Source organism: Streptomyces sp. NBC_00442 (assembly GCF_036014195.1).
In the GTDB taxonomy this organism is placed as follows: Bacteria; Actinomycetota; Actinomycetes; order Streptomycetales; family Streptomycetaceae; genus Streptomyces.
Genome location: NZ_CP107918.1, coordinates 329545 through 343437, shown reverse-complemented (window position 1 = coordinate 343437; position 13893 = coordinate 329545). Strand labels below are relative to the sequence as shown.

The 13893-nt window shown below is 72.4% G+C and carries 6 protein-coding genes; 5 read left to right on the top strand and 1 reads right to left on the bottom strand.

Going from position 1 to position 13893, the window contains the following annotated elements; translation table 11 throughout:
- Positions 1–401: 401 nt before the first annotated feature.
- Positions 402–4982 (top strand): HAMP domain-containing protein, encoded by a 4581-nt coding sequence (locus OG432_RS01540; protein WP_328306893.1) that lies wholly within the window; start codon positions 402–404, stop codon positions 4980–4982.
- 181 nt (positions 4983–5163) lie between these two features.
- Complete coding sequence (locus OG432_RS01535) at positions 5164–7563, top strand: SpoIIE family protein phosphatase (RefSeq protein ID WP_443058538.1); 2400 nt, start codon at positions 5164–5166, stop codon at positions 7561–7563.
- Between the two features lie 190 nt (positions 7564–7753).
- On the opposite strand, the gene OG432_RS01530 is transcribed toward OG432_RS01535, so the two are convergent.
- A complete protein-coding gene (locus OG432_RS01530) occupies positions 7754–9112 on the bottom strand; it encodes a cryptochrome/photolyase family protein (protein WP_328306891.1) in 1359 nt (452 codons plus the stop codon).
- 396 nt (positions 9113–9508) lie between these two features.
- On the opposite strand from OG432_RS01530, the gene OG432_RS01525 reads away from it, so the two are divergent.
- The 3 genes from OG432_RS01525 (at position 9509) to OG432_RS01515 (ending at position 13736) form a co-directional block, all read left to right on the top strand.
- Positions 9509–11362, top strand: a complete 1854-nt coding sequence (locus OG432_RS01525) for a transketolase (protein WP_328306889.1) — start codon at positions 9509–9511, stop codon at positions 11360–11362.
- Between the two features lie 240 nt (positions 11363–11602).
- Positions 11603–13138 carry an SDR family oxidoreductase gene (locus OG432_RS01520; protein WP_328306887.1) on the top strand — a complete coding sequence of 512 codons (1536 nt, stop codon included), beginning with the start codon at positions 11603–11605 and terminating at the stop codon, positions 13136–13138.
- A gap of 181 nt (positions 13139–13319) precedes the next feature.
- Positions 13320–13736: an ATP-binding protein gene (locus OG432_RS01515; RefSeq protein WP_328306885.1), complete on the top strand. Its 417-nt coding sequence runs from the start codon at positions 13320–13322 to the stop codon at positions 13734–13736.
- Positions 13737–13893 lie beyond the last annotated feature (157 nt).

The window sequence follows — 13893 nt, the reverse complement described above, 5'->3', positions numbered from 1 at the left end:
GGGAGCGGGTGGCGGGGAGGCGGCGTCGAGGAACGTCGCGCGGGCCGGGGCGGGTTGGGCCGAGCCGGGTCGCAGGGTCGGGCATCCCGGTCGTCGCGGGCGGCGCCGGGGTCCAGGTCCGGGGGCATCGGATGGTGGTGCGCAGCCCACCTTCGCGGCGTCGGCATGGGCCCGCAGATGGCCCCGGACCTGCCCCGGGAGGCTCGCGCGGGCCCCGGACTCCCACCGGGGCGCGGCAGTTCGGTCGGTCGGCTCCGAGGGGTCCGAGCGGTGGGATAACCTCCTCGGCGGTGCGTGTACGCGCGGTGGGGATCTCGTGAGGTCCTCGTGGCATCGCGCCCCACCAACTGGGCGGCAATGACGGGTCGTGGGCCCGGCGAAGGTGACGGAGGCGATGGTCGATGGCCGGCTCGACGAAATCCAACATTGCTCAGCAACGGCCGGCGCCGGGGGCCGGTTCCGCACACGTCGGCGAGTCGGAGCTGCGGCAGCTCCTCGCGGGTCTCACCGCGGTGCGCGACGGCGACTTCGGCACGAGACTGCCCGGTGAGGCGGACGGGCTGCTCGGCGAGATCGCCACCGTCTTCAACGGAATGGTCGACCAGCTCTCGCTGTTCACGTCCGAGGTGACCCGGGTCGCCCGTGAGGTCGGCACCGAGGGCCGGCTCGGCGGCCAGGCCGAGGTGCCTTCGGTCTCCGGTACGTGGAAGGACCTGACCGACTCCGTCAACGCGATGGCGGGCAACCTCACCAGCCAGGTCCGCGACATCGCGCAGGTGGCCACGGCGGTGGCGCGGGGCGACCTGTCGCAGAAGATCGACGTGGCGGCCCGGGGCGAGATCCTGGAGCTGAAGAACACCGTCAACACGATGGTGGACCAGCTCTCCGCGTTCGCCGACGAAGTCACCCGCGTCGCCCGCGAGGTGGGCAGCGAGGGCCGCCTGGGCGGACAGGCCCAGGTGCCCGGCGTCGGCGGCACCTGGCGGGACCTGACCGACTCGGTCAACTTCATGGCGGGCAACCTGACGGACCAGGTCCGCAACATCGCCCAGGTGACCACCGCGGTGGCGCGGGGCGATCTCTCGCAGAAGATCACCGTCGATGCCCGGGGCGAGATCCTGGAGCTGAAGAACACCGTCAACACGATGGTGGACCAGCTCTCCGCGTTCGCCGACGAAGTGACCCGCATGGCACGGGAGGTCGGCACCGAGGGCATCCTCGGCGGACAGGCGGACGTGAAGGGAGTCTCGGGCACCTGGCGTGACCTGACGGACTCCGTCAACGGCATGGCGGGCAACCTCACCGCGCAGGTCCGCTCCATCGCGCAGGTCGCCACCGCCGTCGCGAAGGGCGATCTGTCGCAGAAGATCACGGTCACCGCACGCGGTGAGGTCCTCGAACTGAAGGACACCATCAACACGATGGTCGACCAGCTCTCCTCCTTCGCCGGTGAGGTGACCCGGGTGGCGCGCGAGGTCGGCACCGAAGGGCGGCTCGGCGGCCAGGCCGATGTCCGTGACGTGTCCGGCACCTGGCGCGACCTCACCGAGTCCGTCAACGTCATGGCCGACAACCTCACCGCGCAGGTCCGTTCGATCGCCGAGGTGACGACCGCGGTCGCCAAGGGCGACCTGTCGCAGAAGATCCGGGTGGACGCACGCGGCGAGATCCTGGAACTGAAGGAGACCATCAACACGATGGTCGATCAGCTCGGCGCCTTCGCGGACGAGGTGACCCGGGTGGCCCGCGAGGTCGGCACCGAGGGCAACCTCGGCGGACAGGCCACCGTCCGGGGCGTGTCGGGCACGTGGAAGGACCTCACCGACAACGTCAACGTGATGGCGTCCAACCTCACCGGTCAGGTCCGCTCCATCGCCCAGGTCGCCACCGCCGTCGCCAAGGGCGACCTGTCACAGAAGATCAACGTCGAGGCCAAGGGCGAGGTCGCCGCGCTCGCCGGGGTCATCAACACGATGGTCGACACCCTGTCCGCGTTCGCCGACGAGGTCACCCGGGTGGCCCGTGAAGTGGGCACCGAGGGCACCCTCGGCGGCCAGGCCCGCGTCCCGAACGTCGCGGGGACCTGGAAGGACCTCACCGACAACGTCAACTTCATGGCCCACAACCTGACCAGCCAGGTCCGCAACATCGCCCAGGTCACCACCGCCGTCGCCCAGGGCGATCTGACCCGCAAGATCGACGTCGACGCGCGTGGCGAGATCCTGGAGCTCAAGACGACCATCAACACGATGGTCGACCAGCTCTCCTCCTTCGCCGCCGAAGTCACCCGCGTCGCCCGCGAGGTCGGCAGCGAGGGGCGGCTCGGCGGACAGGCCGAGGTCGAGGGCGTCTCCGGCACCTGGAAGCGGCTCACCGAGAACGTCAACGAACTCGCCGGCAACCTGACCCGCCAGGTCCGTGCGATCGCCGAGGTCACCGGGGCCGTGGCCGAGGGCGACCTGACACGGTCGATCACCGTCGACGCCTCCGGCGAGGTCGCCGACCTCAAGGACAACATCAACTTCATGGTGGAGTCGCTGCGCGAGACCACCCGGGCCAACGAGGAACAGGACTGGCTCAAATCCAACCTGGCGCGGATCTCCGCCCTGATGCAGGGCCGGCGGGACCTCGCGATCGTCGCCGAACTCATCATGGACGAGCTCACGCCCCTGGTCTCGGCGCAGTACGGCGCCTTCTACCTCGCCGAGGAGACGGGCGAGGGAGTCCACCTCAACCTCGTCGGCTCCTACGCGCGCCCCGACACCAAGCTCGGCTTCCGCTTCCGGCTCGGCGAGTCCTTCGTCGGCCAGGCGGCCCGCAGCAAGCGCACCATCGCCGTCGACGACCTGCCGCCCGGGTACGTGACGGTCTCCTCGGGGCTCGGAAGCACCGAGCCGGTCTGCCTGATGGTGCTGCCCATCGTGGTCGAGGAGCAGGTGCTCGGCGTCATCGAACTGGCCACCGTGCACGCCTTCACGCCGATCCACCGGGACTTCCTCGAACAGCTGATGGAAGCGATCGGCGTCAACGTCAACACCATCACCGCCAACGCCCGCACCGACGAGCTCCTCGGCGAGTCGCAACGCCTCACCGCCGAACTCCAGGTCCGCTCCCAGGAGTTGCAGTCCCGGCAGGAGGAACTGCAGTCGTCCAACGCCGAGTTGGAGGAGAAGGCGGAACTGCTCGTCGCGCAGAACCGTGACATCGAGACCAAGAACCTGGAGATCGAGCGGGCCCGCCAGGAACTGGAGGACCGCGCCCACCAGCTCTCGCTCGCCTCCAAGTACAAGTCCGAGTTCCTGGCCAACATGAGCCACGAGCTGCGCACCCCGCTCAACAGCCTTCTCATCCTGGCCCAGTTGCTCGCCCAGAATCCCAGCCGCAACCTCACCGCCAAGCAGGTCGAGTACGCCGGCATCATCCACTCGGCGGGCTCCGACCTGCTCCAGCTCATCAACGACATCCTCGACCTGTCCAAGGTCGAAGCGGGCAAGATGGACGTCAGCCCCGAGCGGATCTCCCTGCGCAAGCTCCTCGACTACATCGAGGTCACCTTCCGGCCGGTCACCAGCCAGAAGAGCCTGACCTTCACGGTGAAGACGCCCGCGACGCTGCCCGCCGAACTGCTCACCGACGACTACCGGCTGCGCCAGGTGCTGCGCAACCTGTTGTCCAACGCGGTCAAGTTCACCGAGAAGGGCGGTGTCGAGCTACGGATCGAGGTCCTGGCCGAACAGCTCGCCCCGGAGGCGGCCCGGCGCGGCGGCCCGGTGATCGCCTTCCACGTGGCTGACACCGGGATCGGCATCGCGCCGCAGCACCTGGAGACCGTGTTCGGCGCCTTCCAGCAGGCCGACGGAACGACGAGCCGCAAGTACGGCGGCACCGGGCTCGGGCTGTCGATCAGCAGGGAGATCGCCTTCCTGCTGGGCGGCGCCATCACCGCCGAGAGCACCCTGGGACAGGGGAGCACCTTCACCCTGTACCTGCCGGTCGCCCGGCCCGATTACGCCGAGTTCACCGTGCAGCCCGGCCGCCCCGCTCTGCCGGCCGCCGAGCCGATGGAGGAACCCGCCGCCGAGCCCGACCCGCGCCACTCGGCCGTCCCCGCCCCCGAACCCGTACAGCCCAAGCGGCTGCTGGTCGTCGAGGAGCGCTCGCGCGGACTGCTTTCGCTGGTCGCCGAGAGCGCCGTCGGCGACCTGGCGGCACACCCCACCCTCGGTGACCCGCGCGGTCCTGTGGAGATCACCGCGGCGGTCGGGGTCCACGAGGCGGCCGAGGCCCTGGCCGCGGCCCCCTGCCACTGCGTGGTCCTCGAACTCGACCTGCCGGACGACGCGGCGCTCAGGTTCCTCGAGGACATGGCCCGGGACGCCGCGCTGCGCGGCGTCCCGGTACTGGCCCACAACAACCGCCGCCTCGGCACGGACCAGGAACGCATCCTGCAGAAGCGCGCGGCCACCCAGCCGCTGGAGCTGATCTCCAGCCTCGACGAGCTGCGGGAGCGCATCGCCCTGCACCTGAGCGCCGACCAGCCCGGTGACGTACTTCCCCTGGTGCGGGCCGACGAACCGATCGAGGTCAGCCCGCACGCCGACAAGTCGCTCGCCGGACGCACCGTGCTGGTCGTCGACGACGACGACCGCAACCTGTACGCCATCACGGGCATCCTGGAAGTGCACGGCATGACGGTGCTTCAGGCCGAGAACGGCAGGATCGCCCTCGACACGCTGTCCGCGCATCCGGCGATCGACCTGATCCTGATGGACGTGATGATGCCGGAGATGGACGGCTACGCGGCCACCGCCGCGATCCGCGCCATGCCCGAGCACGTCGACCTGCCGATCATCGCCGTGACCGCCAAGGCCATGATCGGCGACCGGGAGAAGAGCCTGGCCTCCGGGGCCAGCGACTACGTCACCAAGCCCGTGGACGCGGGGGAGCTGATGGCGCGGATCAAGCGGCAGTTGAACCCCTGACGCCCGGCGGCCGAACCCCTGACGGCCGCCCCTTCCCGCCCACCACCGAACCACCTCCTGACGTGTGAGGAGCGAGCTTGTGTCCAGGTCCGAAGGGACGGCCGACGGGACGGCCGACGAGCGCAGGAGCGGCCTGCCCGCGTGGCCGGGCCAGAGAGGGGTCACGGGGACGGGCAGCGCCATGGGGAAGGGCGCCGTCATGGGGAAGGCCGCGGCCACAGGGGAGGGCGCGGTCACGGGGGAGGGCAGCGCCGTGGGGCGGCTCGCCGACACCGTTCAGCGCCTGCAGGGCCAGCTCCAGCGCGCCCAGGCCGAGGCCGAGGGGCGCGCCCTCGTCGACCTCGCGAGCGGCATCCTCGTCGAGCGTCTGCGGTGCAGTCCCGTCGAGGCGGCGGCGCAGCTGGACGGCCTGGCCGCACAGGCGGGCCTCTCCACGCTGGAGCTGGCCGCGGATCTCGTCAACCAGGCGACCCGCGACAAGATCGCCGACGTGGCGCGTGACTTCGTCACCGAGACGGCCCAGCCGGCCGGCGCGTCCGTGGGCCTGCGCCTGCGCAGCGCGGAGGCGGGCGCCCTGGCCGCCGCCGGGGACGCCCAGGCCGTGGCGCAGTCGATCCTCCAGCACGCCCTGGAACCCCTGGGCGCCGTCGCCGTCGCCATCTGGGCCGCCCACGCCGACCAGTCCCTGACCCTGGCCGGCAGTGCCGGATTCTCCGAGGAGGAGCCCGCGCGCTGGCGCCATGTGCCGCCCGGCGTCCCCACGCCCGCCCGGCAGGCCCTCGGCAACCGGACCGCCACGCATTACGACATGCTCACCGAGGCCGCACTGCCGTCCATCGGCCTTCCGGACCTGGGCGGGGGACGCATGACGGTCCCGGCCGGCACGGGCGGGCGGATCATCGGCGTCCTGGAGATCTGCTGGCCCGACCGGCTGCCCGAGCGGTCCCAGTCCATCGAACGCCAGGTGCAGGTCCTGGCCGAGCTGTGCGCGATCGCCCTGGAGAGCCACCCCGTTCCCGGCCCCGATCTCTCCTCGCGCCGGTCCGCCGACCCCAGGGTGGCCGAACTCCTCGACCTCACCGACGGACTGCCCGACCCCTGCCTGCTCCTCGAACCGCTCCTCGACCGGGCGGACACCCCCGCCGACTTCCTGATCCGGCATGTCAACCCGAGCTTCGTCGACTTCGCCGGCCGGCCGCGGAACGCGATCGCCGGAGCCCGGCTTCTCGACGCGTACCCGCTGGCCGCCGAGGCCGGCGGCCTCTTCGAGAAGGTGGAGCACGTCCTGGCCACGGGCGAGCCGTTCCGCGCCGAGCGCATGCGGCTCGCCGCCGTGGTCGACACCGTCGCGCTGACCACCCAGGCCCAGGTCAGCATCAGCCGGCAGGGCACCCACGTCCTCGTGGTCTGGCGCCTCGACGACGGCGCGCGCAAGGTGGCCAGCCTGCTCCAGCACGCCCAACGCCTCGGCCGCATCGGGGGGTTCGAGGAGAACCTGCTCTCCGGCGAGATCGCCTGGAACGACTCCCTCTTCGAGCTCCACGGCCTTTTGCCCACCGCCGAACCGATCCCCCTCGAACAGCTCCCCGCCCACGCCCACCCCGACGACGCCCACTCCATCGGCCGGTTCCTGCGGTCCCTGCTGTACCACCAGCGGCCCGCTTCCACCGCCTTCCGGCTGCAGCGCGCCGACAGCGTGGCCCGGCACATCCGTGTCGTCGCCGAACCCGTACTCGACGAGAACTCCCGGGTCGTCGCGGTGCGGGGCGCCTACCAGGACGTCTCCGCCCAGCACTGGACCGAGGTCGCCCTCGCGGCCACCCGGGACCAGCTCGCCCAGAGCCAGCAGGAAACGGCCGAACGCAACCGGCTCGCCCTGCAGTTGCAGCAGGCCATCATGCCGCCCAGCCACGGCCCGGTGGACCTGCACAACCTGAACGTGGCCGTCCGGTACCGGCCGGCCGAGAAGGACCATCTCGTCGGCGGCGACTGGTACGACGCGGCCGCGCTGCCCTCCGGCCACGTACTGCTGTGCGTGGGCGACGTAGCCGGTCACGGCATCGAGGCGGCCACCGGCATGGTCGCGCTGCGCAACGCGCTGCGCGGCCTTGCCACCACCGGCGCAGGCCCGGCGCAGCTCCTCGCGTGGCTCAACACCGTCACCCACCACCTCACCGACAACGTCACGGCGACCGCGGTCTGCGGACTGTACGACCCCGTCTCGCGCCAGCTCCGCTGGGCTCGGGCCGGCCACCTCCCGCCCGTCCTCGTGCGGGGCGGCACGGCGGGCGCGCTGCCCCAGCTCCGCGGAATCCTCCTCGGCGCCACCGGGCAGGCCGAGTACGAGGAGGGCCGGACCCAGCTGGAGACCGGCGACACCCTGATGATGTACACCGACGGCCTGATCGAGCGCCGCGACCGCTCCGTGCAGGACTCCCTGGACAACCTGCTCCAAGTCGCCCAGAGCGCACGGCAGTTGGGGCGGGGGAGTCAGCTGGAGAACCGGCTCGACCACCTGTTGCGGTACACCAACGCGGACACGGACGACGACACGTGCCTCATCGGAGTCACCGTGCGCTGACGGTCGCCGACCCGCCGGAGACATGAAGCGGCCCCGCGCGTCCGGGGGGAGGGACGGCGGGGCCGCGGGCCCGGACCAGGCGTGGGGGGAAAGCCTGGCCCCGAGGGGGCATACACACCGGGTGCCCCCTGCACATACGCCCATGCGTGTGACCTGCGTTACGGTGCGCGCCTCGGGGAGTCCCGCGGGATCACGCTCCCCGGGCCTGCTCGAAGCGGGCGCGGCCCTCGGCGAGGTCCACGACCGGGCCGGGGTAGTCGAGCGCCGCCCGGTCGCCCTCGGCCATCTTCCACGGCTCGTGGATGAACTTCCGCTCGACGTCGGCGAGTTCGGGCACCCAGCGGCGCACGTAGTCGCCGCGCGGATCGAAGCGCTTGCCCTGGACCACCGGATTGAGGACGCGGTTGGGCCGGGTGTCGGTGCCGGTCCCGGCCACCCACTGCCAGTTGAGCTGGTTGTTGGCGACGTCCCCGTCGACCAGCAGCTCCAGGAAGTGCCGGGCGCCGATCCGCCAGTCGGTGTAGAGCGTCTTGGTGAGGAAGCTCGCCACGAGCATCCGGCCCCGGTTGTGCATCCACCCCTCGTGGGCGAGCTGTCGCATCGCCGCGTCCACCAGCGGGTATCCGGTGCGTCCCCCGCGCCACGCGGCGATCTCCCGCTCGTCCGAGCGCCATCGGTCGCCGCGGTCGCGGTAGTCCTCGCCCGCCGCCCGCGGCCGGGCCGCCAGCACCTGATGGTGGAAGTCCCGCCACGCCAGCTGCCTGATGAACGCCTCTGCGCCCGACGACCCCTCGCGTCGCGCCAGGTGGACCAGCTCGGTCGCGGAGAGCGCGCCGAAGTGCAGGAAGGGCGAGAGGCGCGACGTGGCGTCGCCGCCCAGATCGTCGTGGCCGTCCTCGTACCCGGCGACGCCGCCCGCGAGCCACTGCCGGAGCCGCTTCCTGCCCGCCGTCTCACCGCCCTCCATGACACCGGGGGACACGCCGTCCGCCGTGGCGCGGCGCGGCACGCTGCCGGCCGCGATCCGGGGCACGGAAACGGCGCGGGGCGTCGGGGCGACATCCCGGACGCTCGATTCGGCCCAGCGCCGGAAGTACGGCGTGAACACCGCGTAGTGGTCGCTGCCCGCCGGGGTGACGGCGCCCGGCGCGAGCACCGTCACCACCGCGTCGTGCACCGACAGGGCGCATCCGATGTCGTCGAGCGCCGTGCGCAGCCGCTCCTCGCGCCGCACGGCGTACCGGCTCACGCCGCCCGCGAGGTGCACCCGTTCCGCGCGCACCGACGTCACGACGGAACACACCTCCGCCACGACATCACCGGAACGGACCACCAGGTGCCCGCCGCGCTCGCGCAGTCCGGCGTCCAGGTCGGCCAGGCAGTCGGCGAGGAAGGCCCGGCGATTGGCGGCGTCGAATCCGGCCGCCCGCACCCCGTCGTCGTCCACGAACAGCGGGACGACCTGATCGGCTCCGCGCACCGCGGCGGACAGCACCGGATTGTCGTGCAACCGCAGATCGGACGTGAACAGGACTACGGACACCGACACGGGACGGGCTCCTCGGGTCTCGGGGGGACTGGCTGGGGGCGACGGGCTGGGGACGTCGGCGCACCGCAACGGCCGCGCCGGCGCGGCCGGGTGCGGGTCGTGCGGCATGCCGGGGCACTGTGCCGACGGCCCCGATCCTCCTGGACTCCGGCCGTCCCACCGCTCATTCGGCGCGGGCGTGGCGAAGGATTGGTCCGGTCGTCGCGCCCGTGCTCCGGTGGGGACGCCATGTGCCGTTTGGGCCCGGCGCGCCGGGATACCCGGCGCGGGAGTGGCCCGCGGCGCGCGTGGCCGCAGAAGGCGCGCCCGGACCGCGGGCCCCGCGGTCCCGCCCGGCCACCGCCATCGCGCCCGTCAACGGGCCCGCCCGCCGGGCCGTCGAACGCAAGGAGTGACATGCAACGCGAAGCCGCGCTGGAACTCGCCGACCTGGGGCAGCAGCTGAGGGTGGACGCCGTGCGCGCGGCCGCCGCTGCGAACTCCGGCCACCCCACGTCCTCCATGTCCGCATCCGACCTGGCGGCGGTCCTGCTCGCCCACCACCTGCGCTACGACTTCGACCACCCGGAGCACCCCGGCAACGACCGGTTCATCCTCTCCAAGGGACACGCCTCCCCGCTCCTGTACGCGATGTACCGGGCGGCGGGTGTCGTGGACGACGAAGAACTCCTGACGTTCCGCCGCCGCGACAGCCGCATGGAGGGGCACCCCACCCCCCGGCTCCCCTGGGTGGACGTGGCCACGGGCTCGCTGGGGCAGGGGCTTCCGGTCGGGGTCGGCATGGCGCTCGCGGGCAAGCGGCTCGACCACGCGCCGTACCGGGTGTGGGTGCTGTCCGGCGACAGCGAGATGGCCGAGAGGTCCGTCTGGGAGGCCGCCGAGCACGCGGCGTACGAGAACCTCGACAACCTCACGCTGATCATCGACGTGAACCGGCTCGGGCAGCGCGGCCCCACCCGCCACGGCTGGGACCTCGACGCGTACGCCCGCCGCCTGAAGGCCTTCGGCTGGCACACCATCGAGATCGACGGACACGACATCGAGGCGGTGGACGCGGCGTTCGCCGAGGCGTCGGCCACGACGTCGCAGCCCACCGCCGTCATCGCCCACACCCTCAAGGGCCGCGGGGTCGCCGAGGTCGAGGACCGCGAAGGCCACCACGGAAAGCCGCTGCCCGACGCGGACGCCGCAATCGAGGAACTCGGCGGCCCCCGCTTCGTCCGCGTCGAGGTGTCCTCGCCGCCCTCCGCCCCCGCCCGTCGCGACGCGGACATCGGCCACCTCGACCTGCCGCGCTTCGAGGTCGGCGACTCGGTGGCGACCCGCGACGCCTTCGGCCAGGCCCTCGCCGCGCTCGGCTCGGCACGCGAGGACGTGGTGGCCCTGGACGGCGAGGTCGGCGACTCCACGCGCACGGAGTTCTTCGGCAAGGCCCACCCCGAACGCTACTTCGAGTGCTACATCGCCGAACAGCAGCTCGTCGCCGCCGCCGTCGGCCTCCAGGCCAGGGGCTACGTCCCCTACGCCTCGTCGTTCGCCGCCTTCCTGACCCGCGCCCACGACTTCGTGCGCATGGCCGCCGTCAGCCAGGCCGGGATCAACATCGTCGGCTCGCACGCCGGGGTCTCCATCGGCCAGGACGGGCCGTCGCAGATGGGCCTCGAAGACCTGGCGATGTTCCGCGCCGTACACGGCAGCACCGTGCTCTACCCGTGCGACGCCAACCAGACCGCACAGCTGGTCGCCGCGATGGCCGACCTGCCGGGGGTGCGCTACCTGCGCACCGGCCGCGGCGAGGCCCCCGTCATCTACGGCCCCGACGAGCGGTTCGCCCCCGGCGGGTCCAAGGTCCTGCGGTCGAGCGACCAGGACCGGGTGACCGTCGTCGCCGCCGGCGTCACGGTCCAGGAGGCGCTGCGCGCGGGTGAACTCCTCGACCGGGAGGGCATCGCCGTGCGCGTCATCGACCTGTACTCGGTCAAGCCCGTCGACGCGCGGACCCTCCAGGAAGCCGCGGAGGCGACGGGCTGCCTCGTCACGGTGGAGGACCACCGGGTGCAGGGCGGGATCGGCGACGCGGTGGCCGAGGCGTTCGCCGACGGCCGCCCGGTGCCGCGCCTGGTGCGGCTCGGCGTGCGGACCATGCCGTCATCGGCCGGCCCCGAGGAACAGCTGCGTCTCGCCGGCATCGACGCCGAATCGATCGCGGCGGCCGTACGGCTCCTCGTGGAACGCGTCGTCGTGCCCTAGGCCGTGTCCTCGAAGTCCCGTCGGACTCGCGGGCGACGACGCCACTTTGAAGACACTCCCCAGCGCCCCGGCCGGGCCGCGCGACACCGGCGGCCCGGCCCGCGCAACACCGGTGGCACACGGGATGCCGCGATGTCCGGATCCTGGATGCCACCGTGTACCCCGTCGACAGCGTGCCCCGGTGCCCGGCGCAAGAGCCGGGCACCGCCGGGGCGCGCGAGCACAGAGAGCGGGTGCCCCGTGGCATCAGGAGACGAGACGGAGCGCGACGCGGCCCGGCCGCTGACGTGCCTGGTGACCGGCGCCACGGGATACATCGGCGGCCGGCTCGTGCCCGAGCTCCTGAAGGCCGGGCACCACGTGCGCTGCCTCGCGCGCTCCCCGGAGAAGCTGCGCGACCAGCCGTGGGCCGACCGCGTCGAGGTCGTACGGGGTGATGTCACCGACGCCGACTCGGTCGCCGGCGCCTTGCACGACGTCGACGTCGCGTACTACCTCGTGCACGCCCTCGGCACCGGGGCGGGCTTCGAGAAGACCGACCGCGAAGCCGCCCACACCTTCGCACAGGGGGCGGCCGGTGCCGGGGTCCGCCGCATCGTCTACCTCGGCGGGCTCACCCCGGCCGATGTACCGGTGCGGCAGCTGTCGCCGCACCTGCGCTCCCGCGCCGAGGTGGGCGAGGTCTTCCTGGCCGGCGCGGTACCCGCCACCGTGCTCCGAGCCGCCGTCGTCATCGGCTCCGGCTCGGCCTCGTTCGAAATGCTGCGCTACCTGACCGAGCGCCTGCCGGTCATGGTGACGCCCAGCTGGGTCGGCACACGGATCCAGCCCATCGCCATCCGCGACGTGCTGCGCTATCTCGTAGCGAGCGCCCGCATGCCGCGGGAGGTCGACCGGGCCTTCGACGTCGGGGGCCCCGACATCATGACCTACCGCGCCATGATGGAGCGCTACGCCAAGGTCGCCGGTCTGCCCCACCGCTTGATCCTGCCGGTGCCGATGCTCAGCCCGAGGCTCTCCAGCCACTGGATCGGTCTGGTCACCCCGGTGCCGCGCGCCATCGCCCGGCCCCTCGCGGAGTCCCTGCGCCACGAAGTGGTCTGCGGCGAACACGACATCACGCGGTACGTGCCCGACGAGCCGGGCGCCCCGCTCGGCTTCGACGACGCCCTCGAACTGGCCCTGCGGCGCGTCCGCGAGGCGCAGGTCGACACGCGCTGGTCCAACGCCGCTCTGCCGGGCGCGCCCAGCGACCCGCTGCCCACCGACCCCGACTGGGCGGGCGGCAGCCTCTACACCGACGAGCGCGAGCGCACGGTCGACGCGCCCGCCGCCGTCCTGTGGCGCGTGGTCGAAGGCATCGGCGGCGAGAACGGCTGGTACTCCTTCCCGCTGGCCTGGGCGGTACGGGGCTGGCTGGACCGGCTGGCGGGCGGCGTGGGCCTGCGCCGCGGCCGCCGGGACGCGCACCGGCTGCGGGTCGGCGACTCGCTCGACTTCTGGCGGGTCGAGGAGATCGTTCCCGGCCGCCTCCTGCGCCTGCGCGCGGAGATGCGGCTGCCGGGCCTGGCCTGGCTGGAGATGCGCATCGAACCGGACGGGGACGGGCGCAGTCTCTACCGGCAGAAGGCGATCTTCCATCCGCGCGGGCTGCTCGGACACGCCTACTGGTGGAGCGTCTCGCCCTTCCACTCCATCGTCTTCGGCGGCATGGCCCGCAACATGGCCAAGGCCGCCGAGACACAGCCCGATCCCGCACCGGGGACCCCCGCGTAACGCCTCGGCCGGCGTGTGCCGGGCCCGGCGGCCCGGACCCCGTACGCGATCCGGTCGGACCAGGACGTGGGATGAACACGTTCGGTCAAGGGGATAGCGGGCAGGAGCACAGCACACAGATACCGAGACATACAGACACCACGACATCTGACCCAGGACCGATCATCTGGGGGTTTTGCCCATGGCTCGCCCGCCTGCCACCACCGGTACCGGTTCGCCGCCGGACCTCGACCCGTCCGTCACGGGGCCGACGACGGCCGCCCAGGCACGCGACACCGCCCGCGACTTCCTCGCCGCACTCGTGCCGGCGCCGTCGAAGGAAAGCATCGAGAACGCCGTCCTCATCGTCTCCGAACTCGTCACCAACGCTCTGCGTCACGCCGGGGGAGCGACGTCCCTGGACCTCGCCGCGGACCCCGCCACGCTGCGCATCAGCGTGCGCGACCCCAGCCCCGTGCCGCCGCGGGAGCGCACCCCTGATCTGCGTGGGTACGAAGGCGGATTCGGCTGGCTCCTGGTCCGCTACCTCGCCAAGAGCGTCGCCGTCACCCCGGCCGCCGACGGCGGCAAGAACGTCTGCGTCGCCCTGCCGCGCTGAACCCTCCCGCCGTCGAGTGCGCCCGGTGAGCGCCGGTCCCCGGCCGACTGCTTCAGCCAGTTGGGGGTCGGAGTACATGTTCCCGACGGCCCGGGGCAGACGCTTGCTTCGACGGACATAGTTTTGGCGACTAGGGAGGTTGTCCTCATGGCAGCGG

Bases quoted from the DNA above. Each gene is read 5' to 3' on its own strand.
- OG432_RS01540 (WP_328306893.1), top strand. From the start codon at position 402: ATGGCCGGCTCGACGAAATCCAACATTGCTCAGCAACGGCCGGCGCCG.
- OG432_RS01535 (WP_443058538.1), top strand. From the start codon at position 5,164: ATGGGGAAGGGCGCCGTCATGGGGAAGGCCGCGGCCACAGGGGAGGGC.
- OG432_RS01525 (WP_328306889.1), top strand. From the start codon at position 9,509: ATGCAACGCGAAGCCGCGCTGGAACTCGCCGACCTGGGGCAGCAGCTG.
- OG432_RS01515 (WP_328306885.1), top strand. From the start codon at position 13,320: ATGGCTCGCCCGCCTGCCACCACCGGTACCGGTTCGCCGCCGGACCTC.